21 protein-coding genes and 2 tRNA genes are annotated in these 24656 nt (G+C 71.4%); 7 read left to right on the plus strand and 16 right to left on the minus strand.

The window, feature by feature from the left end; all coding sequences use genetic code 11:
* Positions 1–10: 10 nt before the first annotated feature.
* From ACZ4WH_RS08720 to ACZ4WH_RS08740, 5 genes are all read right to left on the minus strand, one after another.
* On the minus strand, positions 11–1213 hold the full coding sequence (locus ACZ4WH_RS08720) for a class E sortase (RefSeq protein WP_468178049.1): 1203 nt from the start codon (positions 1211–1213) through the stop codon (positions 11–13).
* Positions 1210–1848, minus strand: coding sequence for an aminodeoxychorismate/anthranilate synthase component II (locus tag ACZ4WH_RS08725; RefSeq protein ID WP_468178051.1), 639 nt, complete (start codon positions 1846–1848; stop codon positions 1210–1212). Before ACZ4WH_RS08725 ends, ACZ4WH_RS08720 begins: the two co-directional genes overlap by 4 nt.
* Complete coding sequence (locus ACZ4WH_RS08730) at positions 1845–2006, minus strand: hypothetical protein (RefSeq protein WP_468178053.1); 162 nt, start codon at positions 2004–2006, stop codon at positions 1845–1847. The genes ACZ4WH_RS08725 and ACZ4WH_RS08730 overlap by 4 nt, the downstream gene beginning before the upstream one ends.
* Before the next feature lie 63 nt (positions 2007–2069).
* Entirely contained in the window at positions 2070–2735 is a 666-nt protein-coding gene (locus tag ACZ4WH_RS08735) for a class E sortase (RefSeq protein WP_468178055.1), read from the minus strand.
* A gap of 21 nt (positions 2736–2756) precedes the next feature.
* Positions 2757–3545 (minus strand): DUF881 domain-containing protein, encoded by a 789-nt coding sequence (locus ACZ4WH_RS08740; protein WP_468178057.1) that lies wholly within the window; start codon positions 3543–3545, stop codon positions 2757–2759.
* A 152-nt stretch (positions 3546–3697) separates the two neighbouring features.
* Here ACZ4WH_RS08740 and crgA point away from each other — a divergent pair, with 152 nt between their 5' ends.
* Positions 3698–3952 (plus strand): cell division protein CrgA, encoded by a 255-nt coding sequence (gene crgA / locus ACZ4WH_RS08745; RefSeq protein ID WP_030344322.1) that lies wholly within the window; start codon positions 3698–3700, stop codon positions 3950–3952.
* 314 nt (positions 3953–4266) lie between these two features.
* On the opposite strand, the gene ACZ4WH_RS08750 is transcribed toward crgA, so the two are convergent.
* Together ACZ4WH_RS08750 and ACZ4WH_RS08755 are read right to left on the minus strand one after the other, a co-directional pair.
* Positions 4267–5154 (minus strand): rhomboid family intramembrane serine protease, encoded by an 888-nt coding sequence (locus ACZ4WH_RS08750; RefSeq protein ID WP_468178059.1) that lies wholly within the window; start codon positions 5152–5154, stop codon positions 4267–4269.
* A 126-nt stretch (positions 5155–5280) separates the two neighbouring features.
* The gene (locus ACZ4WH_RS08755; protein WP_468178061.1) at positions 5281–5811 is read right to left on the minus strand and encodes a peptidylprolyl isomerase; all 531 of its coding nucleotides are present in this window, start codon (positions 5809–5811) and stop codon (positions 5281–5283) included.
* Between the two features lie 274 nt (positions 5812–6085).
* Here ACZ4WH_RS08755 and ACZ4WH_RS08760 point away from each other — a divergent pair, with 274 nt between their 5' ends.
* Positions 6086–6793, plus strand: a complete 708-nt coding sequence (locus tag ACZ4WH_RS08760; protein WP_468178064.1) for a DUF5324 family protein — start codon at positions 6086–6088, stop codon at positions 6791–6793.
* Positions 6794–7017: 224 nt separating this feature from the next.
* Here the strand turns inward: ACZ4WH_RS08760 and ACZ4WH_RS08765 are convergent.
* A tRNA-Ala gene (locus ACZ4WH_RS08765) sits at positions 7018–7090 on the minus strand.
* A gap of 182 nt (positions 7091–7272) precedes the next feature.
* Between ACZ4WH_RS08765 and ACZ4WH_RS08770 the strand changes: the two genes are divergently transcribed.
* Entirely contained in the window at positions 7273–7821 is a 549-nt protein-coding gene (locus ACZ4WH_RS08770) for a helix-turn-helix domain-containing protein (RefSeq protein WP_468178066.1), read from the plus strand.
* A 105-nt stretch (positions 7822–7926) separates the two neighbouring features.
* Positions 7927–9312: a serine/threonine-protein kinase gene (locus ACZ4WH_RS08775; protein WP_468178068.1), complete on the plus strand. Its 1386-nt coding sequence runs from the start codon at positions 7927–7929 to the stop codon at positions 9310–9312.
* On the opposite strand, the gene ACZ4WH_RS08780 is transcribed toward ACZ4WH_RS08775, so the two are convergent.
* Together ACZ4WH_RS08780 and ACZ4WH_RS08785 are read right to left on the minus strand one after the other, a co-directional pair.
* Positions 9276–10571, minus strand: a complete 1296-nt coding sequence (locus ACZ4WH_RS08780) for a hypothetical protein (RefSeq protein ID WP_468178070.1) — start codon at positions 10569–10571, stop codon at positions 9276–9278. The two genes, ACZ4WH_RS08775 and ACZ4WH_RS08780, sit on opposite strands and share 37 nt — an antisense overlap.
* A 391-nt stretch (positions 10572–10962) precedes the next feature.
* Complete coding sequence (locus tag ACZ4WH_RS08785) at positions 10963–11091, minus strand: DLW-39 family protein (protein WP_003999697.1); 129 nt, start codon at positions 11089–11091, stop codon at positions 10963–10965.
* A gap of 255 nt (positions 11092–11346) precedes the next feature.
* Here ACZ4WH_RS08785 and ACZ4WH_RS08790 point away from each other — a divergent pair, with 255 nt between their 5' ends.
* Complete coding sequence (locus tag ACZ4WH_RS08790; protein WP_468178072.1) at positions 11347–11724, plus strand: DUF6344 domain-containing protein; 378 nt, start codon at positions 11347–11349, stop codon at positions 11722–11724.
* Positions 11725–11887: 163 nt separating this feature from the next.
* On the plus strand, positions 11888–12670 hold the full coding sequence (locus ACZ4WH_RS08795; RefSeq protein WP_468178074.1) for a glycosyltransferase family 2 protein: 783 nt from the start codon (positions 11888–11890) through the stop codon (positions 12668–12670).
* On the opposite strand, the gene ACZ4WH_RS08800 is transcribed toward ACZ4WH_RS08795, so the two are convergent.
* Positions 12660–12860 carry a ferredoxin gene (locus ACZ4WH_RS08800; RefSeq protein ID WP_468178076.1) on the minus strand — a complete coding sequence of 67 codons (201 nt, stop codon included), beginning with the start codon at positions 12858–12860 and terminating at the stop codon, positions 12660–12662. The two genes, ACZ4WH_RS08795 and ACZ4WH_RS08800, sit on opposite strands and share 11 nt — an antisense overlap.
* 86 nt (positions 12861–12946) lie before the next feature.
* Complete coding sequence (locus ACZ4WH_RS08805) at positions 12947–13363, minus strand: hypothetical protein (protein WP_468178078.1); 417 nt, start codon at positions 13361–13363, stop codon at positions 12947–12949.
* Positions 13364–13944: 581 nt separating this feature from the next.
* Between ACZ4WH_RS08805 and ACZ4WH_RS08810 the strand changes: the two genes are divergently transcribed.
* Entirely contained in the window at positions 13945–18579 is a 4635-nt protein-coding gene (locus ACZ4WH_RS08810; protein WP_468178079.1) for an nSTAND1 domain-containing NTPase, read from the plus strand.
* A 188-nt stretch (positions 18580–18767) separates the two neighbouring features.
* Here ACZ4WH_RS08810 and ACZ4WH_RS08815 read toward each other — a convergent pair.
* The 4 genes from ACZ4WH_RS08815 to gyrB form a co-directional block, all read right to left on the minus strand.
* Positions 18768–18844: transfer RNA gene (locus tag ACZ4WH_RS08815), tRNA-Ile, on the minus strand.
* 112 nt (positions 18845–18956) lie between these two features.
* A complete protein-coding gene (locus ACZ4WH_RS08820; protein ID WP_468178081.1) occupies positions 18957–19706 on the minus strand; it encodes a DUF3566 domain-containing protein in 750 nt (249 codons plus the stop codon).
* Positions 19707–19724: 18 nt separating this feature from the next.
* Positions 19725–22319 (minus strand): DNA gyrase subunit A, encoded by a 2595-nt coding sequence (gene gyrA, locus ACZ4WH_RS08825; RefSeq protein WP_468178083.1) that lies wholly within the window; start codon positions 22317–22319, stop codon positions 19725–19727.
* A 42-nt stretch (positions 22320–22361) separates the two neighbouring features.
* Complete coding sequence (gyrB, locus tag ACZ4WH_RS08830) at positions 22362–24443, minus strand: DNA topoisomerase (ATP-hydrolyzing) subunit B (RefSeq protein WP_468178085.1); 2082 nt, start codon at positions 24441–24443, stop codon at positions 22362–22364.
* Positions 24444–24656 lie beyond the last annotated feature (213 nt).

Genomic DNA, 24656 nt, shown 5'->3' on the forward strand with positions numbered 1-24656 from the left:
TCGATGAGCCCTACTCGATGAGCGCGTCCGGCTTGCCCTTGCTGCGCGGGCGTTCCTGGACCATCTTGCCCCAGACGATCAACCGGTACTTGCTGGTGAACTCCGGCGTGCAGGTGGTGAGGGTGATGTAGCGGCCGGGCTCGGTGAAGCCGGAGCCCGGCGGGACCGGATCCAGCACGCTGGTGTTGGACGGCGGGGTCACCGGAAGCATCGAGGACACCTTGTACACGAAGTAGGTGTCCTGCGTCTCGACCACGACCGCGTCGCCGGGCTTGAGCCTGTTGATGTACCGGAACGGCTCACCGTGCGTGTTGCGGTGCGCGGCGAGACCGAAGTTGCCGGTCCTGGCGTCGGGCATCGCCGTCTTCAGCGGAGCCTCGCCGTAGTGCCCGACCATGCCCTTGTCAAGCACCCTCTTGTTGCTGACGCCCTCCGCGATGGGCGCCACCACGTCCAGCTTCGGGATGTGCAGGATGGCGAAGCCCTGCCCCGGCTCGAAGACACCCGGACTGCGCTTGCCGTTGGCCCAGTCGTCCTGGAGCTGGTGCGTCTCGCTGCCGGCCTGCGCGTGCGCGCGGACGTTGGTCCACCACAACTGGTAGGTGACGAACAGCAGCATCAGGACGCCGGTGGTGATGAACACCTCGCCGATCGCCCGGCTCGCGACGGTCGCCGGGCTCGGCTTGCGCAGCCGGGCCTGCCGCCGGGCCTCCACCCGGGTCAGCGGCCGCTGCGGGCCCCGCTCCGCCGGGGGCGCCACCGCCTCACGGGTGTCCCTGGCCCCGCCGTGCCGCCCGCCCCGCCGCTTGGCGGCCCTTCTCCGGGCCGCGCGGCCGCCGGGTGCGGCTCCGGTGGCAGAAGCGGTCGATGAGGCCCCAGAGGCCCCTGTGGCGGCCCCTGCGGCGCCACTCTCCGGGCCGTACCCCGCCGACTGCGGGATCCGCAGCGCCATCGTCTCCTCGTCGACGGGAGGCAAGGGCGCCGTGAGGTCCTCACCGCCGGGAGGCAGCGGCGCCGTGAGGTCCGCCTCGGTCAGCCGGGGCATCGGCGCCGTCGGCGGATCCTGCCGACGACGTGTGTACACCAGCGCACCGCCGGAGGCCTCGTGCGCCCCCGCACCGCCGGCGGCCTCGTACGGCCGCGCACCGCCGAAGGACTCGTACGGTCTCTCGCCGCCGTACAAGTCCTCGCGCTCGGGGCGCAGCGCGGTCACGCCGTGGCCCTGCCCACCACCGGGGCGAGCCCCGCCGATCTCGCCACGGCACCGAGGTCACCGCACTCCGCCAGCCAGTTGGCCAGCATCCGGTGCCCGTGCTCGGTCAGCACCGACTCGGGATGGAACTGCACACCCTCCACCGGGAGTTCCCGGTGGCGCAGGCCCATGATGATGCCGTCGTGCGTGCGGGCGGTCACTTCCAGCTCGGCCGGGACCGTGGCCGGCTCGGCGGCCAGGGAGTGGTAACGGGTCGCCGTGAAGGGGGAGGGCAGGCCCGCGAAGACGCCCCTGCCCTCGTGCTCGACCAGCGAGGTCTTGCCGTGCAGCAGCTCGGGCGCCCGGTCGACCACACCGCCGTACGCCACCTGCATCGACTGCATGCCGAGGCACACCCCGAAGACCGGCACCCCGGTGGCCGCGCAGTGCCGGACCATGTCCACGCACACGCCCGCCTCCTCCGGCGTCCCGGGTCCGGGCGAGAGGAGCACACCGTCGAAGCGGTCCTGGGCATGCGAGGTCGACACCTCGTCGTTGCGCAGGACCTTACACTCCGCGCCCAGCTGGTACAGGTACTGGACGAGGTTGAAGACAAAGCTGTCGTAGTTGTCGACGACGAGAATCCGCGCACTCACTGGTTGTCCACCGTCACATCGTTGAAGGGCAGCAGCGGTTCGGCCCACGGGAAGACGTACTGGAAGAGGACGTAGACCACGGCCAGGACCAGCACGAAGGAGATGAGGGCCTTCACCCACGCGTTGCCCGGCAGATGCCGCCAGATCCAGCCGTACATGCCGTCGCTTGCCGTCCCTTCCGTATCCCCTACGGCACCAGACCCACGCCGTACGTCACCAGACTAACGGCGCAGAGCCCTCGGTTCGCCTGCCTCCACAGGCTGTGTGGAATCCAGGTGCGCCCAGACGATCAGCCGGTGACTGTGCCCCCATTCCGGATCGCACGTGGTCAGCGTCAGATACCGGCCCGGACGCGTATACCCGGACTTACGGGGGACAGGGTCGATCACCTCGACGTCGGTCGGAACTGTTTTGTAGGGGCCTTTGTCGATCCGATACGTGAACCAGGTGGTCCCGTCCGTGAGCACCACCGCGTCCCCCGGCCGCAGCTCGGGGAAGTCCTTGAAGGGGTCGCCGTACGTCCGCCGATGCCCGGCCACCGCGAAGTTGCCCTTCTGGCCGAGCCGCGCGGTGCGCGCGTAGTGGCCGAGCCCCTTCTTCAGGGTGCCGGTGCCGGTGCCCTCCAACACCGGCTTGTTCCACGTGAAACCGAGCCGCGGAATGTACATGATCGCGAAGGGGGTGCCGGATTCATACGTCTTGGGTACCGTAACGGCCCTCGGGTGGACGCTCCCCCGCGACCACTGCTGCTGCAACCGGTCGATCTGGTCGCCCATCACGCGATCGGCCCGGACACCCGTCCAGAACAGCACATAGACGACGAAGAGCACGATCACGGTGCCGACGGTGACGCACAGCTCGCTGACGGTCCTGACGATCACGCGCACCGGCGGCTCCCGGACGGACGTCTATCCCACTGGCTTCGCGTAGTGCAGATCCACTGTGCCGGAGTAGCCGGGAAGAGTCACCGTCCCGTCGTCGGTGACTTTCCAGCCGAGGCCGTACACGTTGACGTAGACCATGTAGGTCTGGATCGCCTTGCTCGCGGCCAGCGCCTGCTTCAGCCGGTCCGGGTCCCCGACCGCCGTGATCTTGTAGGGCGGTGAGTAGACGCGGCCCTGGAGGATCAGGGTGTTGCCGACGCAGCGCACCGCGCTCGTGGAGATCAGCCGCTGATCCATGACCTTGATGCCCTGGGCGCCGCCCTGCCACAACGCGTTCACCACGGCCTGGAGGTCCTGCTGGTGGATGACCAGGTAGTCGGGCTGCGGCTCGGGATAGCCGGGCAGCTTGGCGGTGGCGCCCGGCGGGGCGTCGTTCAGGGTGACGGTGACGGCCTTGCCGGTCAGCTTCTGGGTGCCCGCGCTCTTCTCCAGCCGGCCGAGTTTCTCGTCCTCCGCCTTGGTGCTGCCGTCATCGCTCTCGGCGAGCGACTCCACGCTGTCGCGCAGGGTCGCGTTGGACTCGTCCAGCTCCTTGTTCTTGCGGCTGCGCTGCTGGATCAGGTCGGACAGCTTCAGCAGGGAGCCGTCCTGGCGGATGTCGGTGCCCTTGGCCGTGTCGAAGCTGGTGAAGAAGATGAGCCCGGCGAGCGCGAAGACGGCCGCCGTGAGTATCCGCACCGGCCGCACACGCGGCCCGCGGACGGGGCCCGAACCCGTTGATCCCGTCCCGGGGGAGTCGGCAGAATTGCTCAACGTACCCTTATCTCCTTCGGCGCCACGGAAGCACTACGCTAACGGACGCCCGGGGGAGCACACAGAGTCGTCATGTTGGCCCCTTGTACGCTGCCCCGAGCCCGACCCAGTTACCTGCGCGGCCACGCAGCGCATCGACAGGAGAGACCCTCGTGCCGAAGTCACGTATCCGCAAGAAGGCCGACTACACGCCGCCGCCCGCCAAGCAGGCGCAGGCCATCAAGCTCACCACCAGTGCCTGGGTCGCGCCCGTCATGCTGGCCATGTTCCTGATCGGCCTGGCGTGGATCGTCGTCTTCTACGTGACCGACGGCTCGCTGCCCATCGACAGCCTGGACAACTGGAACATCGTGGTCGGTTTCGGCTTCATCGCCGCCGGCTTCGGCGTCTCCACACAGTGGAAGTAGCACGGGCCCTGGCTGTGGGAGTAGCACGGCCTACGCCCCCGCGACCAGCTCTGCCCAGGGCTATCCACTGAGTTATCCACAGCCGTTTTCCACATGGGGAAAAAGAAAGACGATCTGTGGATAACCCATCGGGTGTTGACGCCGGTGTGACTGGCCGAGACACCCTCAGACACGCGTTCGCCCCCTGTCCGACCTGCGGAAACACATCCGAGCGACAGGGGGCGCAGCTGTGCCCGCACCGTGTGCACAAGATCCGCCACACGCTGTGGACAACGGTTCGGTGTCAGGGTGTTCCCCACCCTGTTCCCCCGGTCTCAGGTGAGCTGAGCGGTCCTGACCAGCGCCAGCGCCACCGCCAGCGCCAGGACGACGGCACAGGTGCCGTACTGCACCAGCGCCCGCTTCTCGCGTGGGGCGTGGACCATCGCGTACCCGGTGACGACACCGGCGACGAGCCCGCCGATGTGCGCCTGCCAGGCGATGTTGCTGAACCCGAAGGTGAAGATCAGGTTGATCACCAGCAGCGCGATGACCGGCCGCATGTCGTAGTTCAGCCGGCGCATCAGCACGGCGGTGGCGCCGAAGAGCCCGAAGATCGCGCCGGAGGCGCCGAGCGAGGCGGTCTGCGGGGAGGTGAGCAGATAGGTCAGCGCGCCGCCGGCCAGCCCGGAGACGAAGTAGACCGCCAGGTAGCGGGCCCGGCCTAGGGCTGCTTCGAGCGGGCCGCCGATCCACCACAGGCTCAGCATGTTGAAGCCGATGTGCCAGTACTCCTGGTGGGCGAACATCGACGTCACGAAGCGGTACCACTCGCCGCCGGCGACGCCCGAGGTCGGCGCGAACGGCTTCGGGGGCCAGGCGCCGTAGAGCACCAGATGGTCCAGGAGGGAGCTGTCGGCCTGGACCGCGATGAACACCGCGAGGTTGATCCCGATCAGGATCTTGGTGAGCAGGCGGGGGTCGGCCGTGACCGTGCCCCCGGCGACCGTGCGGGGCCGGGACGCCGCCGACGCGTGCCCCGTGCCCGAGCCCTCGCGGACGCAGTCGGGGCACTGGAAGCCGACGGAGGCGCTGACCATGCACTCCGGGCAGATGGGCCGGTCACAGCGGGTGCAGCGCACGCCGGTCTCGCGGTCCGGGTGCCGGTAGCACACGGGTACGCTCCGGGCGGCGTCCCGCGCGCTCCCTGCGGCCTGGTCCATCAGATCCCCTTGCTCGTCGTGTCCGTCCTGCCGGCACTGTCCTCCCTGCCCATCCTTACGGACGAGCGGGGCGTTTGGTTCCCTCCGGGTTCTTCCGGTCGCCGGGTCGTGCCGGCCCCGGGGGCCTCAGTCGTCGCGCGCCTCCACCACCACCGTCTCGATGACGACGTCGACCAGCGGCCGGTCGTTGCGACCGGTCGGCACGTTCGCGATGGCGTCGACCACCTTCTGGCAGGCCGGGTCGGTGACCTCGCCGAAGATGGTGCGCTTGCCGTTCAGCCAGGTGCTCGGGGTGACGGTGATGAAGAACTGCGAGCCGTTGGTGTCCGGCCCGGCGCTGGCCATGGCCATCAGATACGGCGTGTCGAAGGCCAGGTCCGGATGGCACTCGTCCTGGAACCCGTAGCCGGGTCCGCCGAGGCCGTTGCCCAGGGGGTCACCGCCCTGGATCATGAACCCGCTGATGACGGAGTGGAAGACCGTGCCGTCGTAGAGCGGGTTTCTGCTCTTCTCGCCGGTGCCCGGGTGTGTCCACTCGCGTTCGCCGCGGGCCAGCTCGACGAAGTTTCTGACCGTGACGGGAGCGTGGAGGGAGAAGAGCCGCACCTCGATGTCGCCGAGGGTGGTCTTCAAGGTGGCATACAGCTGCTCGGCCACGATCTGCCTTCCGTCGTCGTCCGCCGCGACACCTTCGATCCTTCCACGCTCCCGTCCGCGCGTCGCCGGGCGGCCGTGACTTCCGCCGGGCGGGCGGCGCGCGCCGGTGATTCGTGGCAGTGTCGACCGCAAGCCCCCGTTGCCCCGAAACACGCCGAAGGGAGCGATCGGCACCCATATGCCCGCCCGCACATGCCACACCGGCCGCGGACAGGCATGATCCGTAAAAGGGTGGAAAGTCGAAATACCGTACGCCACCGAGGAGGAGGAACCCGTGACCCGCATCGACAGCGTGCGCGCCGCGACCGGCTCGGCGAAGGACAGCGTGCTGCACGCCGCGGAAGTGGTGGCGCCCTACGCCGACACGGCCAAGGAGCGTGCCGCGTACTACGCGCAGGAGGCACGCGTACGGCTGGCGCCCGTGGTGTCGCAGGCCGCCGAACAGGCCCGCGTGCAGTACGACGCCCGGCTCGCCCCGCGCCTGGAGCAGGCCCGCACGCATGTGCCGCCGAAGGTGGACCTGGCCGCGCAGGAGGCCGCCGTCCGCACCCGTAAGGCCGCCCGGCAGGCGGCCGCCTATTCACGTCCCAAGCTGGAACATGCCGTGGCGGCGACCGCCCCGGTACGTGACGAGGCCGCCGCGCGTGGCGCCGCGGCGCTGGCCGCGCTGCGCGGCCAGGTCTCGGCGCAGGACATCCAGAAGCTGGTCCGGCGGAAGGCCCGCCGGTCCCGGTCCGGCCGCACGCTGAAGGCGCTGGCGGTGCTGACCGCCTTGGCGGGCGGTGCCTTCGCGGCCTGGAAGTGGTGGGACAAGCAGGCCAACCCCGACTGGCTGGTCGAGCCGCCCGCGGCGACGGAGGTCCCTGACGAGGGCCGCATCACCTCCGTGGACGGCAGCGGCACCTCGGGTCTGGACCCCGAGGTTCAGGCGAAGCAGGCCGAGGACGAGGCGTCGAACCGCGACCGCGACGACGAGGCCTGAGCGCCGGGCCCCGTCAGGAGACCCTCCGGCCGTGATCGATCGGGCCGGAGGGTCTTGCCGTATGAGCCGGGAGCAGTCTTCGTCCCGCTGGGCCACGCTGGGCCCGGCGCCTGCGCGTCCAGCGGATTCCGAAGGACCTTCCCCTCCTCCGGAACAGGTGCCCCCACACGCCAGAAATGCCCCCTGAGACTGCGTTTCCGCAGATCAGGGGGCATTTCTCGGGGTGGAGCCTAGGGGAGTCGAACCCCTGACATCCGCCATGCAAAGACGGCGCTCTACCAACTGAGCTAAGGCCCCGGGATGGAGCGACCGGCCGGAGGCATCGCGTTCCGGCGGGCGCCGCAGACCAGAGTACCGGGTCACCCCCCGTATCCCGCAAAAAGATTGGGGGTCCCCGCGGATGACCACTCTCCGTAAGATGCTCGACGTGGTTCGCTACAGCGAACCGCGGTTTTCAGGGGAAGCGATGGGGAGACGCAATGGACGCCGCACAGCAGGAAGCCACCGCCAGAGCGCGGGACCTCCAGCGGAACTGGTACGGGGAGCCGTTGGGGGCGCTCTTCCGTAAGCTCATCGACGATCTCGGGCTGAACCAGGCCCGGCTCGCGGCGGTCCTGGGCCTGTCCGCGCCGATGCTCTCGCAGCTGATGAGCGGCCAGCGTGCGAAGATCGGCAATCCGGCGGTGGTCCAGCGGGTGCAGCTGTTGCAGGAACTGGCGTCCCAGGTCGCGGACGGCAGTGTCAGCGCCGCCGAGGCGACCGAGCGGATGGACGAGATCAAGAAGTCGCAGGGGGGCTCCGTGCTCAGCAACACCACCCAGACCACGAACAGTTCGGGCGCTCCCACGGTGAAGCGGGTGGTGCGCGAGATCCAGTCGCTGCTCCGCTCGGTGGCCGCCGCGGGTGACATCATCGACGCCGCGGACACCCTCGCCCCGAGCCACCCCGAACTCGCGGAGTTCCTCCGCGTCTACGGCGCCGGCCGTACGTCCGACGCCGTCGCGCACTACCAGTCCCACCAGAACTGACCTCGCGGCCGGTGTTCGGGGACGGGGGTCCGGGCCGGCCGGGCGGGGGGCGTACAGCGGGGGCGTGCGGGGCTTCGTCGGACCAGGGGAGGAGCGGCGGCTGCCATGGGTGAGGTCTTCGCCGGCCGGTACGAGCTGGCCGATCCGATCGGACGCGGTGGCGTGGGCGCCGTATGGCGTGCCTGGGACCATCGCCGACGCCGGTACGTGGCCGCGAAGGTCCTCCAGCAGCGCGACGCGCACTCCCTGCTCCGCTTCGTCCGTGAACAGGCTCTGCGCATCGACCACCCGCATGTCCTCGCTCCGGCCAGCTGGGCCGCCGACGACGACAAGGTGCTGTTCACCATGGACCTGGTCGCCGGCGGCTCCCTGGTCCACCTGGTCGGCGACTACGGCCCTCTCCCGCCGGCGTTCGTCTGCACGCTGCTGGACCAGCTGCTGTCCGGGCTCGCCGCCGTCCACGCGGAGGGCGTCGTCCACCGGGACGTCAAGCCCGCGAACGTGCTCCTCGAAGCCACGGGCACCGGTCGGCCCCGGCTGCGGCTGTCCGACTTCGGCATCGCGATGCGGCTCGGGGAGCCGCGGCTGACGGAGACCAACCTCGTGGTGGGGACGCCCGGTTACCTCGCCCCGGAGCAGATGCTGGGCGCCGAACCCGACTTCCCGGCCGACCTGTTCGCCGTCGGCCTGGTCGCCCTGTATCTCCTGGAAGGCGCCAAGCCCGACGCCAAGGCGCTCGTGCAGTACTTCCTGGAGCACGGAACTCCCGGCCCGCCCAAGGGCGTTCCGGAACCGCTCTGGCAGGTCGTCGCCTCACTGCTCCAGCCCGATCCCGTGGACCGGTTCCGCACCGCCACGGGGGCGCGCAAGGCGCTCGCCGCCGCCGCGGAACTCCTGCCGGAGCCCGGCTCGGACGACGAGGTCATCGAGATCTTCGACCAACTCGGCCCGCTGCCACCCGGGTTCGGTCCCGACGGCCCGCTCCAGCAGGCCTCCGGCGTGGCGTTGGAGCTGGTCCCGGGCGGGATGCAGGAGCCGGGTTCGGCGGCTGACCCGGTTGAGAGGGCGGTGGTTGAGCGTGCCGATGCTGCGACAGCCGGTCCCGTTCCGGGCTCCGCCGTGGCTGCCCGTACGACGCCCACCCACACCGGCTCCCTCTCGGACACCGGAAGCTTCCGACTGCCGCCGCCCCAGCCGCTCCCGGCTCCCGGTCCGCACCCCGCCCCGCCCCCGAACCCGGCGCCGGACCCGGTGCCGGCCCCGGCTCCGGCTCCGGACCCCCGCGTCGACACCGCCACCGCCGCCTACACCACCCGCGATCCCCAGGCTCCGCCCCACACGCCACCCCCCTCACCCCCTTCCCGCGCACGCGGTCGTCGGGGGCGGCGCGCGGCCCGGCGGCCCGGTCCCCCGGCCAGGGCCGCGATCCCGATCCTGCTGCTGGCGCTCGCCTGCTACGCCGTGGGTTTCTGGGCGCTGACCCGGGTGTGAGCCCGCCGGGCCGCCACCGTCCACCCGCCGAGGACCAGCAGCAGCACGGTGCCCGTGCCGATCCCGCCGACGGCGACCAGCCGCATCATCCGGCCGTCGGTTCCGTCCCCGGTGTCCCCGGTCAGCGCGGCCTCCGGGTCCTGATCGGTGACCGTGAAGACGCCGTCCGGCACGGGCCGGCCGGCGTAGGCGGGCCCCGCCTGCTTCTGTCCGCCCACCCGGACCCGCAGGGTCACCTCGAACGGCCCCGGCCCGAAGGTGTCGGCCAGCTGCGCGCTGAGGTGCAGGACCAGGTAGTACTCACCGGCGAAGCGGACGGAGGTCACCCCGGCGGGCACGGCGTACCGGTTGGTGTACTCGACGGGCGGGAGCGGTGCGAGGGCGGCGGACTTCGGGGCGCCGGTGTAGCCGAGGGAGGTGTCGTCGACGTAGCCGCGGACGGGGTTGTGGAGGGAGAGGTTCAGGGCGCCGCCGACGTAGCCGTGGCCCGGGGCGGCGCCCAGGTCGGCGGAGGCGTGCAGCTGTCGGCCCCAGTCCAGCGGCACCTTGTAGAACCGGGTCTCGCCGGGGGTGAGACGGGTTCGCCAGATCCCTTGGGCGACGGGGCGCGCGGTGGCGAAACCGGTGCCGCCGGAGCGGTCCCGGGTGGTGCCGGTGAGGGGTTCGGGTGTGGCGGAGTCCCAGGTCTGCGGCGCGGTGGTGGGTCCGGCCTGCGCGAGGCCCGGTTCCGTGGCGGGCGCGATCTCCAGGTCCCACGGTTCGGCCGAGGCCGCCGCTCCGGAGCCTTCGGCGTCGAGGCGTTCCACGAACAGGTAGTACGTCCCCCCGCCCTGGCACAGCGCTTTGCCGGCCTCGCGCTGCGCCAGGGCCGTGACCGGGCGCGGGCTGAGCCCGGCGCCGATGCGGGCCGAGGCGTAGGAGCAGGAGGTGCCGTTCGCGTCCCGGAGCGAGACGCGGATGCCGTCGGTGGCGGAGACGGTGGTGTCCGCCGGCGGTACGGCGGTGACGGGGACGTACGCCGTGTCCGTGGCGGTGAGGCGCAGGCGGTAGTAGAGCCTGCCGTTGCGGGGGAGGGAGCTGCGGTAGGTGTGGCGGGCGTCGAGCAGGGCCGCGTCCGTGGTGCCCTTCGTGCCCGCGACGGCCTGGGCGCCGGGCGTGAAGGTGTACGACCCCGGGCGCGCGTCGGCGGCGGCCGGAGCGGCGAGGGCAGCGGTCGGCAGGCCCGGCGTGGCGGAGACTCCCAGCAGCAGCCCGATCACGGCACCCCGGGCGACGACGGCCCGCCGCCGCGCCCACGCCCGCGACCACGCCGACCACGCCCGTGACCACGCCGCCGACCACCCGGCCGGCCTCGCCCCCGCCGCCGTACCGCCCCCTCGGCCCCGCACGTGCCACACCCCCAGTCGTCGGACGGCCGCACCAGGCCGCTGGCCGCAGGCCCATCCTGCCCGGGCCGCCGCTGCGCCATCCGGGCAATGCGCACGCCCGTCCTAAACGCCCGGCACCATCCGGCCGCGCCCGCCCCGCCCGTCTACCGCACTCGCCGGGACCCCGCAACACGAGGCGCGAGGCGCCCGCGCGACAGGGCCGGGGAACGCGAAACCCCGACCGCGCAGGCGGCCGGGGTCGGTACAGATCGGGTATCGGGACTCACGAACCCGTGGGCACGGAGTCAGTCGCCTCCGTCCACAGGTCCTGCTCGGCGCGATCCGCCTGGATCTGGCGGTACACGAGGAGCCCGCCGATGGCGGCCAGTGCGACCAGGAGCAGCTTCTTCACCGCGCGACCTCGTCTTTCCTTGACGTAAGGGACCTCTGGCGCCCGACTATACACACCGACCGATATCGATCGGTGACCTGCGTCGGGGCCCAACTCCCGCCTTGGGCGCAGGCACATGTTCCTCGCCCCCTTGCACCCATCCGAGTGGTGTTGATCTGAACATCGACGCGCCACGGGCGTCGGTCCACCACTTCGCGGCCCCCCTACACATCATGAGGAAAGTACGCAAATCGCCCAACCCGAAAGTGAGGGGCCATGACCGCCCAGAACAAGGTCATGAAGCTGTGGACCGCCATCGTCACCGCCTTCCTCGCGCTGTGCACGGCGCTCGGACTCGTCTCCGCCACCCCCGCGACCGCCGCCACGGCCGCACCCCGGACCGAGACCCCCAGCACCGGCACCGCGCAGCACACCACCCCGACGATCCCGGCGATGCGCCACTCGGCCTGGTCCCATGCCAGGGCCCTGCCCCCCACGATGAAGCAGCGGATCCGGGCCGAGGCCCACGGCAAGACCCCGAGCTGCCGCCACCGCCCCCTCACCGAGACACAGACGGAAGCACAGCCGCAGGGACCGGAGCAGACGGAGACCAGGGCCCACGACCCCCACCTCTCGGACTCCCTCGACTGCTGATCCCTCCCCCACCGCAGTACCGCAACGTCTCGACCGCACGGCGACTTGCGTACGCACCAGTCGACACGAAACAGACCCCCGGCCGGGTTCGGCCGGGGGTCTCGCGCTGTTCCCCCGGTACGTCATCCTCGTACGGCAACGACCCGCACCCCACGGAAAGGTGGTGAGCGCTGCCGTGAACCGGCGCGTCACCGTAGTCACCGCTGTCCACGGCCCGTCCGCCCGGTTCCTGCCGGACGCGTACACGTCCCTGTGCGCGCAGCGGCTGCCCGACGGCTGGGAGTGGGAGTGGGTCGTCCAGGAGGACGGCACGACGGACGCGGTCCGCCCGTACCTCCCCGACGACGCCCGCGTGAGCTTCCGGCAGGGCCGGCCGGGCGGGCCCGGGGTCGCCCGGACGATCGCGCTGGCGCGCGCCGAGGGCGCCTACGTCAAGGTGCTGGACGCCGACGACCAGCTCACGCCGGGCGCGCTCGCCCGCGACCTGGCCGTGCTGGAGGCGGACCGCACCGTCGGCTGGACGACGTGCCGCGTCCTGGACCTGCTGCCCGACGGCTCCACGGCCGGCTTCCCCGGCGATCCCGACGAGGGCCCGATCGAGCCCGGTACCGTCCTCGACCACTGGAAGGGGAACGACTTCCTGGCCCCGGTCCACCCGGCGAGCCTGTGCGTACGGCGGGAGCTGCTCACCGCGCTGGGCGGCTGGATGGCGCTGCCGGCCTCGGAGGACACCGGCCTGCTGCTGGCACTGGACGCGGTGAGCCGGGGCTGGTTCTCGGCGGAGCCCGGTCTGCTGTACCGCAAGTGGGAGGGGCAGGTCACGGGCGGGGCGGCCCATGTCGACCCCGCCGAACGCGAGGCCCGCACGGCGGTCGCGGAGGCCCGGGCGCGCGCGCTCGCCGCGTTCGGCTGGACCTACCCACCGGCTCCTTCCGCTACTCGGTGAGGACGATCGCCTGCGAGGGGCACTTCTCGGCGGCCTCCAGGATCGCCTCCCGGGCGCGCGGGTCCTCGGTCGCGTCCGCTCCGCCGGGCCGTACGACGCCGTACCCGTCCTCGAACGCGAACACGGCCGGCGCCCGGTGCGCGCACTCGGCGGAGCCGTAGCACAGGGAGCGGTCGACGGAGACCTTCATCTGTCCTCCAGTCGTGGGCGGTGACCTTCACGACGTCACTGCCCGGCCGCGCCCCTCCTGAACCGGACCACCGGATCGGCTCGCGGCTACCGCTGCCCGCCCGCCGCCGCGAGCCAGTGGGCCACCCGGCGGACCGTCGGCTCGTCGAGCCGGTCGGCCAGGGCGCGGACCGCCTCGCCGTCCTCGGGGCTCAGGTCGTACAGGCCCGCCTTGCTCAGCCCGGCCATCAGCACCTGGTGCCGGCGGTCCGTCATGCGCTCCACGAGCCGGGCCGGTTCCGGGGAGCCGGGCGCGGGCCGCTCCGGCGTGGGGGCGGGGGGCTTGGCGGACGGGGTGTCGAAGAGGTGCCAGGCGCCGTCCTCGGGCCCCCAGAGCGCGACCGTCACCTCGTCACCGCGCGCCCGCGCGGTCCGGGTCATGTCGCCCACGGCGTACAGCACGGGAGCCCGGTACGGGGACTCCGCGCCCACCGTCCAGGAGTCCCGGGCGGGCTCGTGGAACATCGCGACCCAGCGTGGTTCGCCGGGCGGTCGCGGGCACCGGGGACGCTGCTTCTCCATGGCACTCACCCCTTCGGGAACGGCGGGCGAGCGAACCGTAGCTGACGTACCGTCAGATAGCCAGGTTCCCGCCCGCCCGGCACCGGTCCCTCCCCTCGTGGAGACCGGTGCCGAACGGTGCGGGGCTGTCGACCCACGCCAAGTCGGCGGGACGGCGCGGGTCGAAGAACGGGACGGTTTCCGGGGTGGACGCGGGTGGACGCGGGGTGGACGCGGACGTGGCGGGCGTACGGGGGTGTGCGTGGGTCTGCGTGCGGCTGCGTGCGGCTCACCCGCCGGGCGCGCCATGAGGTGGCCGACTTTGACCGAGAACGTTCGGTGCCATGAGCTGTCTCTCCGAGCGCTGAGCCGGTGGCCTGTCCGGACGGTGAGTGACGGGTCCGCTACCGGGTTCGGATCCTGCCATCTGTCGTCGCCGCGGAGGAGGTTCCTGTCTCCGGTCCGGGCCTTAACCGCAGGTCAGGCGTATAAGGTGAGTTTTCCGGTCCGGACGTCACACGCGGGGGAAAGTAAGGGGTGGGACCTTGAGTTCCGACTCAGGGGCACGCACAGCCTTCGCCGAGCGCCTCGCGCTGCTGTACAAGGAGGCCGGAAATCCTCCCCTCAAGAGCGTCGCCGAGGCGGTCGTACGGTTGCAGCGGGTCGACGAGCGCGGCCGGCCGGTACGGGTGTCCGCGCAGCGGATCAGCGACTGGCGCCGGGCCAAGAACGTACCGGCCCAGTTCGCCGCCCTCGCGGCGGTCCTCCAGATCCTGATCCCCGAGGCGCGGCGGCTGCGCCCCGCCCCGGTCTCCGCCGGCCTGTACGACCTCGCCCACTGGCAGCGGCTGTGGGAGCTGGCGCTGGCCGGCCCGGCGGGCGACCGGCCCGCGCCGCCCTCGGAGGAGAACCGGCGGCCACCGGCCCAGGCCCCGCCCGTCGCCGGTGGCGTGTGTCCGTACCGGGGGCTGGCCCCGTACCGGCGGGAGGACGCCCGGTGGTTCTTCGGCCGGGAACGGAGCACGAAGGACCTCGTCGCCCAGCTCCGCGCGGCCGAGCGCTCGGGCGGGCTGGTCATGCTGGTCGGCGCCTCGGGAGCGGGAAAGTCGTCCCTGCTGAACGCGGGCCTGGTCCCGGCGGTCCGGGGCGGGGCTCTGGGCGCGGGTGGTCAGGGCGGGGTTGTGGGCGCCGGTGGTCACGGCGGGGCATTGGGTGCCGGTGGTCATAGCGGGGCTCTGGGCGCCGGTGGTCACGGTGGGGCTGCGGGTGCCCGTGGTCATAGCGGGGCAGTGGGCGCCGGTGGTCATAGCGGGGCAGTGGGCGCCGGTGGTCATAGCGGGGCAGTGGGCGCCGGTGGTCATAGCGGGGCTGTGGGCGCTGGTGGTCATAGCGGGGCTCTGGGCGCCGGTGGTCACGGCGGGGCTCTGGGCGCCGGTGCTCGTGGCGGGCCCGTAAACACGGATGCCCGTGGCGGGCCCATGAACGCGGATGCCCGTGGCAGGGCCATGAACGCGGATGCCCGTAGCGGCCTCATGAACACGGACGCCGGTGCGGTCGGCAAGAGTCCGACAGCCGACGGGGCGGTCCCTTCCCGGCGGGAGGGGACACCCACCGGGGATTCCCCCGCCCGGCTTCCCTCACCTCCGCCCCCGGTCGGCCGCTCCGCCCCTCCCGGCGACCGCGCCACCGACCACCCCGGCGACCGGCCCACCGACCAGCCCACTGACCGCTCCACCGACCAGCCCACCGACCGCTCCACCGATCACCCCACCGACCCGTCCGGCCCCGTCCTCCAACTCGTCCCGGGTGCCGATCCGCTGGGGGAGCTGGTCCGCCGTATCCCCGATCTCGCCGCCGTCGCCGCCGACGCCCGCAGGGCGGAGCGGGAGGCCTCGGAGAACCCGGCGCTGCCGGGCTGCGACGCGCCGCACATCGGCCGGGCCGTGCGCGAGGCGGTCGCGGTCTGGGCGGGCCGCGCGACGGGCCCCGACGAGCGGCCGGTCGTCATCGTGGACCAGTTCGAGGAGACGTTCACCCTCTGCGCCGACGAGGCCGACCGGCGTGTCTTCATCCACTTCCTGCACGCCGCCTGCACCCCGCCCGCCGGCGCCGCCGGACCCGCGCCCGTCCGGGTCGTCCTCGGTATCCGAGCCGACTTCTACGAGCAGTGCCTCGGCTATCCGGAACTGGCCGACGCGCTCCAGCACCGGCACATGGTGCTCGGCCCGCTGACCAGCACCGAGCTGCGCGAGGCGGTGACCGGTCCGGCCAAGGCGGTGGGACTGGAGCTGGAGCCGGGGCTCGCCGAGCTGATCGTGCGCGAGGTGAGCGCCGACGGCCCGCGCGGCGCGCACGACGCGGGCGTGCTCCCACTGCTCTCGCACGCCCTGCTGGCCACCTGGCAGCGCCGGAAGGCCGGCCGGCTGACCCTGGCCGGCTACCGTGCGGCCGGCGGCATCCAGGGCGCGGTCGCGGCGACCGCCGAGCGTGCCTGGTCCGGGCTGGACCCGGCGGCCCGGACCGCCGCCCGGCTGCTGCTGCTGCGGCTGGTCCGGCTGGGCGAGGACACGCAGGCCACGCGTCGGCGCGGCACCCGGCGGCAGCTGGCGGAGGAGTCCGCGGACCCCGGCAAGACGGAGGAGTCGCTGGAGGCCCTGGTGCGGGCCCGGCTGGTGACGCTGGACGCGGACACCGTGGAGATCACCCACGAGGCGCTGCTGCACGCCTGGCCCCGGCTGCGGCACTGGATCGACGAGGGCCGGGGCGACCATCTGCTGCGCCAGCGGCTGGAGGAGGACGGCCGGGCCTGGGAGGGCTCGGGCCGGGACAGCTCGCTGCTGTACCGGGGATCGCGGCTGGAGCAGGCCCGCAGCTGGGCCCGTTCGGCCGGGGACACGTATCTGACCCGGAGCGCGGTGGAGTTCCTGGCCGCCTCGGTGCGGCTGCGCAAGCGGTCGGTGTGGCTGAGCCGGGCCGCGGTGGCGGCGCTGGTGGCGCTGGCCGTGCTCGCGGCCGGTACGGCGGTGATCGCCTGGAAGCAGCGCGACGACGCCGTGTTCGAGCAGGTGCTCGCCGAGGCCGACCGCGTCCAGCACACCGATCCGTCCCTGGCCGCCCAGCTCGACCTGGTCGCGCACCGGCTGCGCCCCGGCGACGAGGGCACGTACAGCCGCCTGATCTCGATCGTGAACGCGCCGCTGGCCACCCCGCTGTCCGGCCACGACGGCGCCGTCTACCTCACCTCCTTCAGCCCGGACGGCAACACCCTCGCGACGGCCGGCTACGACCGCACGGTCCGGCTGTGGAACGTAGGGAACCCGAACCGCCCGGCCCCGCTGGGCACACCCCTCACCGGCCACACCAGCTGGGTGAGCAGTGCCGTCTTCAGCCCGGACGGCCGCACCCTGGCCAGTGCCGGCGACGACGGCACGGTCCGGCTGTGGGACGTCACCGATCCCGCGCATCCCCGCCCGCTGGGCAGGCCGCTCACCGGTCACCGGGGCACGATCTATCTGGTCGCCTTCAGCCCCGACGGACGCACCCTGGCCACGGCGGGCGAGGACCGTACCGTGCGGCTGTGGGACGTCACCGACCCGCGCCGGCCCGGCACGCTCGCCACGCTGCGCGGGCACGCCGCCGCGGTGCGCTGTGTGGCGTTCAGCCCGGACGGGCGGACGCTCGCGACGGGCGGCGACGACGACACGATCCGGCTGTGGGACGTGTCCTCCCCGCGCCGGCCGGAGCCGGTCAGGACGCTGCGGGGGCACACGGACCTGGTCCACTCGGTGGCCTTCAGCCCGGACGGGCGCACCCTGGCCAGCGGCAGCGCGGACGACACCATCCGGCTGTGGAACGTGACCGACCCCGCCCGCGCGAGGGCGGTCGGCCCACCGCTGACCGGCCACACCGGCCCGATCTGGTCGGTGGCGTTCAGCCCGGACGGCGGCCGGCTCGCCGCCGCGAGCGCGGACAGCACGGCGAGCCTGTGGAACGTCAGCGATCCGGCCTCCCCGTCCCAGGTCGGCGAGCCGCTCGCGGGCAGCAGCGGTGAGATGTACGCCCTGGGCTTCCGCCCGGACGGCCGCACCCTCGCCACGGGCAGCGGGGACGGCAAGGTGCGTCTGTGGTCGGTCCCGACCTCGGACATGATCGGCCGGAGCGGAGCGTTCCGACCGGACGGCCGGGTGCTGGCCACGGCCGCCCGGGACGGCAGGCTGCGGCTGTGGAACGTGACGCGGCCCGGCCGGCCCGTCCTGCTCGGCGAGCCGTTCATGCGGGCCGACGGCGACCAGCGCTCCCTCGTGTTCTCCCCCGACGGCCGCACGCTCGCCGTCCTCACCGGCGTCCGGACTGTCCACCTGTGGAACGTCACCGACCCCGCCCGCCCGGTCGCCGCCGGCCCGCCGCTGCGCCTGCGCACCCGCTTCATGGGCCCCGACGCGCTGGCCTACAGCCCGGACGGCCGCACCCTGGCCACCGCCTACGACGACCGCACCGTCCAGCTGTGGGACGTACGCAACCCGAGCCGCCCGGCCCCGCTCGGCACGCCCCTCACCGGTCACCGGGGCTACATCAACAGCCTCGCCTTCAGCCCGGACGGCCACACGCTGGCCGGCGGCAGCGCGGACAGCACGATCCGCCTGTGGAACGTGACCGACCCCGCGCACCCCCGCGTGCTGGGAACGCCCCTCACCGAGCACTCCGGCCCGGTCAACGCGCTCGCCTTCGGCCCGGACGGCCACACCCTGGCCAGCGGCAGCGACGACGACACGGTCCGCCTGTGGAACGTCACCGACCCCGCGCACGCCGAACCCCTGGGCAAGCCGCTCACCGGCCACACCGAGGCGGTCACGTCCCTGACGTTCAGCGCCGGCGGTCACACCCTGGCCAGCGGCGGCAACGACAACACGGTCCGCCTGTGGAACGTCACCGACCCCGCCTCGGCTACTCCCATCGGCCAGTCGATGAGCCCCAACGCCAAGACCGGCAACTTCCTCGTCTTCAGCCCCAACAGCCATGTCCTCGGCGTCTCCAGCGGCACCGACACGGTCCGCCTGTGGAGCCTGGACGCCGACACGGCGATCCGGCACATCTGCTCGGTCACCCGGGACGTCCTGACCCCCCGACGCTGGCAGGAGTACCTGCCACGCCTCTCCTACGACCCCCCGTGCGGTCGATGATCGGCCAACCTGCCCGTTTCCCCGCTGACTTGGCCCCACACAACCGACAACCTTGTTACCCTTGGCCATAGCCCGATCGCTGGTGCATCCCCCGTCGCCAGCGGTCGGGCGTTTTTCTTCCCCAAAACACCCCACCGCCCCGGGACAGCAGAAGACCCCCGGCCCTGCTGGACCGGGGGTCTTCTCGCTGGTGGGGCTAACAGGATTTGAACCTGTGGCCTCATCCTTATCAGGGATGCGCTCTAACCAACTGAGCTATAGCCCCGCCGCGCTCTGCGGTGTGTCTCCCGCGCGCTGACTCCTGAAGATTAGCGCACGACCGCGCCAGTCCCAAAATCGGTTGTCGGGGGACCGTCAGAACGCCGCTGGTCCGGGGGTCACTCGTCCTCCGCCAGCGTCAGCTCGATGCCGCCCACGAAGCCCGCGGAGAGGTTGTAGATGAACGCGCCGAGCGTCGCGAGCGCCGTGGCCAGGACCACGTCGATGACCGCGATGATCGCCGCGAACGTCAGCACGTGGGGGAGGGACAGGAACGCCTGGAGGTCGAAGCCGTTCGCCTCGTTGGAGCCGGTCGCCTCCGAGATCGTGCCGCCGACCGTCGAGAAGACACCCATCGCGTCCATGACCATCCACAGCACCGCCGAAGCGACGATCGTGCAGATGCCCAGCGCGATGGAGAGCAGGAAGCTGACCTTCATCACCGACCACGGGTCGGCCTTGGCCACCCGCAGCCGCGCCTTGCGGGTCCGCGGCGCCGTCCGCACGCCCGTGCGCGGCTTGCGCACCGCGTCGGCCGGCGCCTGCGCCGGGTAGGCCTGCGGCGGGTGGTAGGGCCCGTCGGGCTGCTCCGGGCGCCGCTCCCCGGGAAGCGGCGACGCCGGCCGCGCCTCACCGGACGCGGCCGGGCCTCGGGTGTCCGTCACAGTTCCCCCCTGGGATCCAGACGTGCGGGAAGAGTCCGTCTCGGACACCTTCACCGGCTTCAGGTTCGTCGTCTGCGGGTCGTGCGCACCACCTGCGGGCACGCTCCCCGCAGTCACCCCGTTCGCGGCGGAGCCACGGCCGCCGCCGTCCGTTTCCGTACCCGTGGAGGTACCGGCCGATCCGGCGCCCGTGGCTCCGCTCACGCTGACTCACTCCTCGTGCTACTCGGCCGAGGGTGCCTCACCCTCGTCCGTGCCGGTGGTCGCGGCACCCTCGGCGGTCTCGTCCACGGCCACGTCGCCGTCGACTTCCTCCGCCTCGCGCCCCGCTTCGGCGTTACGTGCGATACCGACCACGGCATCGCGCTTGCCCAGATTGATCAGTTGGACGCCCATGGTGTCACGGCCCGTCTCCCTGACCTCGCTGACTCGCGTGCGAATCACACCGCCGGAGAGGGTGATCGCGAGGATTTCGTCGTTCTCCTCGACGATCAGCGCGCCGACGAGCGAACCACGGTCCTCCACGATCTTGGCGGCCTTGATGCCGAGGCCGCCGCGACCCTGGACGCGGTACTCGTCGACGGCGGTCCGCTTCGCGTACCCACCGTCGGTGGCAGTGAACACGAACGTACCGGGTCGCACCACATTCATCGAGAGAAGCTCGTCGCCCTCCCGGAAACTCATCCCCTTGACGCCGGAGGTGGCGCGGCCCATCGGGCGCAGGGACTCGTCCGAGGCGGTGAACCGGATCGACTGCGCCTTCTTGCTGATCAGCAGCAGATCGTCGTCCGCCGAGACCAGCTCCGCGCCGATCAGCTCGTCGTCCGAACCGTCCTCGCGCCCCCGCAGGTTGATCGCGATGACACCGCCGGAGCGGGGCGAATCGTAATCCTTCAGTGGCGTCTTCTTGACCAAGCCCGACTTCGTGGCCAGCACCAGGTACGGCGCCGCCTCGTAGTCACGGATCGCCAGGATCTCCGCGATCGCCTCGTCCGGCTGGAAGGCGAGCAGGTTCGCCACGTGCTGGCCGCGCGCCTCCCGGCCGGCCTCGGGCAGCTCGTACGCCTTCGCCCGGTACACCCGGCCCTTGTTGGTGAAGAACAGCAGCCAGTGGTGCGTGGTGGAGACGAAGAAGTGGTCGACGATGTCGTCTTCCTTCAGCTTCGTGCCGCGCACGCCCTTGCCGCCGCGCCTCTGCGCCCGGTAGTCGTCCGTCTTCGTCCGCTTGACGTAGCCGCCCCGCGTGACGGTGACGACGATGTCCTCCTCGGCGATCAGGTCCTCGATGGACATGTCGCCCTCGTACGGGATCAGCTTGGTCTGGCGGTCGTCGCCGTACTTCTCGACGATCGCCGCCAGCTCCTCGCTGACGATGCCGCGCTGGCGGACCGGCGAGGCGAGGATCTCGTTGTACTCGTTGATCTTCGCCTGGAGTTCGTCGTGCTCCTGGACGATCTTCTGCCGCTCCAGGGCCGCCAGCCGGCGCAGCTGCATCTCGAGGATGGCGTTCGCCTGGATCTCGTCGATCTCCAGGAGGCCCATCAGGCCGCCCCGCGCGATCTCGACGGTCTCACTGCGCCGGATCAGCGCGATGACCTCGTCGATGGCGTCCAGGGCCTTCAGCAGACCGCGCAGGATGTGCGCCCGCTCCTCGGCCTTGCGCAGCCGGAACCGGGTCCGGCGGACGATGACCTCGATCTGGTGCGTCACCCAGTGGCGGATGAACGCGTCCAGGGAGAGGGTGCGCGGGACGCCGTCGACCAGCGCGAGCATGTTCGCGCCGAAGTTCGTCTGGAGGTCCGTGTGCTTGTACAGGTTGTTCAGCACGACCTTGGCGACCGCGTCGCGCTTGAGCACGATCACCAGGCGCTGGCCGGTGCGGGACGACGTCTCGTCGCGGACGTCCGCGATGCCGCCGATCTTGCCGTCCTTCACCAGGTCTGCGATCTTCTGCGCCAGGTTGTCCGGGTTCACCTGGTACGGCAGCTCGGTGACGACCAGGCACTGGCGGCCCTGGATCTCCTCGACCTCGACCACCGCGCGCATCGTGATGGAGCCGCGGCCGGTGCGGTACGCCTCCTCGATGCCCTTGCGGCCCACGACGAGCGCGCCGGTCGGGAAGTCGGGGCCCTTGATGCGCTCCATGAGCGCGTCCAGCAGCTCCTCGTGCGAGGCCTCGGGGTTCTCCAGGTACCACTGGGCACCGGCCGCGACCTCGCGCAGGTTGTGCGGCGGGATGTTGGTCGCCATGCCGACCGCGATACCGGCGGAGCCGTTGATCAGCAGGTTCGGGAAGCGGGCCGGCAGGACGGTCGGCTCCTGGGAGCGGCCGTCGTAGTTGTCCGTGAAGTCGACGGTCTCCTCGTCGATGTCCCGGACCATCTCCATCGACAGCGGCGCCATCTTGCACTCGGTGTAGCGCATCGCCGCCGCCGGGTCGTTGCCCGGGGAGCCGAAGTTGCCGTTGGAGTCCACCAGCGGCATCCGCATCGACCACGGCTGCGCGAGGCGGACCAGCGCGTCGTAGATCGAGGAGTCGCCGTGCGGGTGGTAGTTGCCCATGACGTCGCCGACGACACGGGCGCACTTGTAGAAGCCGCGATCGGGGCGGTAGCCGCCGTCGTACATCGCGTACAGGACGCGCCGGTGGACGGGCTTGAGGCCGTCCCGGACGTCGGGCAGCGCACGGGACACGATGACGGACATCGCGTAGTCCAGGTACGAGCGCTGCATCTCCGTCTCGAGCCCGACGGGCTCGACACGCATCACGAGTTCGCCGCCCTCTTCAGGGGTGACAGGAGTGTTCTCGTCGGCCATTGCTGGTGAAGATCCTTCCTGGTGCGGTCAGCTGAGACCGACTCAGATGTCGAGGAAGCGGACGTCCTTGGCGTTGCGCTGGATGAACGCGCGGCGTGCTTCGACGTCCTCGCCCATGAGGACCGAGAACAGGTCGTCGGCCTGGGCGGCGTCGTCGAGGGTGACCTGGCCGAGGACCCGGTGCTCCTGGTCCATCGTGGTCACGCGCAGCTCCTCGGCGTTCATCTCACCGAGACCCTTGAAGCGCTGGATCGAGTCCTCGCGGATGCGCTTGCCACGCTGGCGGCCCATCTCGATCAGCGCGTCGCGCTCACGGTCCGAGTACGCGTACTCGATGTCGTCCCGGCCCCACTTGATCTTGTACAGCGGAGGGCGGGACAGGTACACGTGCCCGGCCTCGACCAGCGGCCGCATGAAGCGGAACAGGAAGGTCAGCAGCAGGGTGCTGATGTGCTGGCCGTCGACGTCGGCGTCCGCCATCAGGATGATCTTGTGGTACCGGAGCTTCTCGATGTCGAAGTCCTCGTGCACACCCGTGCCGAAGGCCGAGATCAGCGCCTGGATCTCCTGGTTCTGGAGGATCTTGTCGATCCGGGCCTTCTCCACGTTCAGGATCTTGCCGCGGATCGGGAGGATCGCCTGGTACTGCGGGTTGCGGCCGGACTTGGCCGAGCCGCCGGCGGAGTCACCCTCGACGATGAAGATCTCGCACTTGGTGGGGTCGTTCGACTGGCAGTCGGAGAGCTTGCCGGGCAGGGACGCCGACTCCAGCAGGCCCTTACGACGCGTCAGGTCGCGCGCCTTGCGGGCCGCCACGCGCGCGGTGGCCGCCTGGATGCCCTTGCGGACGATGTCCGCGGCCTCGACCGGGTTGCGGTCCAGCCAGTCGTTGAGGTGCTCGTAGACCGCCTTCTGCACGAAGGTCTTGGCCTCCGTGTTGCCCAGCTTGGTCTTCGTCTGGCCCTCGAACTGCGGCTCGCTCAGCTTGACCGAGATGATCGCGGTCAGGCCCTCGCGGATGTCGTCACCGGTGAGGTTGTCGTCCTTCTCGCGCAGCAGCTTCTTGTCGCGGGCGTACTTGTTGATGAGCGACGTCAGCGCGGCACGGAAGCCCTCTTCGTGGGTACCGCCCTCGTGGGTGTGGATGATGTTCGCGAAGGAGTACACACCCTCGCTGTAGCCGCTGTTCCACTGCATGGCGACCTCGAGGGACAGGCTCTTGTCCTTGTCCTCGGCCTCCAGCGAGACGACCGTCGGGTGCACCGCCTCTCCCTTGCGGGAGTTGAGGTACTTCACGAAGTCGACGATGCCGCCCTCGTAGTGGTACGTGACGGTCTTGACCTCGGCCTTCTCGTCCGCGCCCGCCTCGTCCGCGCCGCTCGTGGCCTTCGCCGACTCGCGCTCGTCGGTGAGCCGGATCGTCAGGCCCTTGTTGAGGAACGCCATCTCCTGGAAACGCCGGGACAGCGTCTCGAAGGAGTACTCGGTGGTCTCGAAGATCTCCGGGTCGGCCCAGAAGGTGACCGACGTGCCGGTCTCCTCGGTCGCCTCGTGCTTGACCAGCGGCGCCGTCGGGACGCCCATCTTGTAGTCCTGCGTCCAGCGGTGGCCGTCGGTCCTCACCTCGACGGCGACCTTCGTGGACAGCGCGTTCACGACGGACACACCGACACCGTGCAGACCGCCGGAGACGGCGTACCCGCCGCCGCCGAACTTGCCGCCCGCGTGCAGCACGGTCAGCACGACCTCGAGGGCCGGCTTGCCCTCGGAGGGCACGATGCCCACCGGGATGCCACGGCCGTTGTCGACGACGCGCACCCCGCCGTCGGCGAGGATCGTCACGTCGATGGTGTCCGCGTAGCCGGCCAGCGCCTCGTCGACCGAGTTGTCGACGACCTCGTACACCAGGTGGTGCAGACCGCGCTCGCCCGTGGAGCCGATGTACATGCCGGGCCGCTTGCGGACCGCGTCCAGCCCTTCGAGCACGGTGATGGCGCTGGCGTCGTAGGACGCGGAGGCCACTGCGGACTCTGTGGCCTCGGCGGTCACGCCGGCGTCGGTGGACGGGATGTTCTCGTTGGGGTTGCCGGAATCGGCCACGAAGCGCCCTTTCTGGCACAGCACGAGCCGGGCTCGTCGGCAGGTTGCCGGAGCGGCTGCGGCATGTTGCGTTGGTAAGCCTTGATCAGCGTTGCTCAGCTTTTCCCGGGCGGTCCCCACGTTGGGGCGGGATTGTCTTCCAGTCTACCGGTAGCACTGACATCGATGGGGGTTTGCGGGCACCTGAGCCCCCATGTGCCGCCCTCAACCGGTCTCCGCCGGGTCCCGATATGTGGA

This window comes from Streptomyces sp. NPDC029138 (assembly GCF_055564375.1).

Excerpts from the sequence above, each read along its gene's own strand:
- ACZ4WH_RS08730 (WP_468178053.1), bottom strand. The coding sequence starts at position 2,006 with ATGTACGGCTGGATCTGGCGGCATCTGCCGGGCAACGCGTGGGTGAAG.
- ACZ4WH_RS08750 (WP_468178059.1), bottom strand. The coding sequence starts at position 5,154 with ATGGACCAGGCCGCAGGGAGCGCGCGGGACGCCGCCCGGAGCGTACCC.
- ACZ4WH_RS08770 (WP_468178066.1), top strand. The coding sequence starts at position 7,273 with ATGGACGCCGCACAGCAGGAAGCCACCGCCAGAGCGCGGGACCTCCAG.
- ACZ4WH_RS08775 (WP_468178068.1), top strand. The coding sequence starts at position 7,927 with ATGGGTGAGGTCTTCGCCGGCCGGTACGAGCTGGCCGATCCGATCGGA.
- ACZ4WH_RS08790 (WP_468178072.1), top strand. The coding sequence starts at position 11,347 with ATGACCGCCCAGAACAAGGTCATGAAGCTGTGGACCGCCATCGTCACC.
- ACZ4WH_RS08800 (WP_468178076.1), bottom strand. The coding sequence starts at position 12,860 with ATGAAGGTCTCCGTCGACCGCTCCCTGTGCTACGGCTCCGCCGAGTGC.
- ACZ4WH_RS08805 (WP_468178078.1), bottom strand. The coding sequence starts at position 13,363 with ATGTTCCACGAGCCCGCCCGGGACTCCTGGACGGTGGGCGCGGAGTCC.
- gyrA (WP_468178083.1), bottom strand. The coding sequence starts at position 22,319 with ATGGCCGACGAGAACACTCCTGTCACCCCTGAAGAGGGCGGCGAACTC.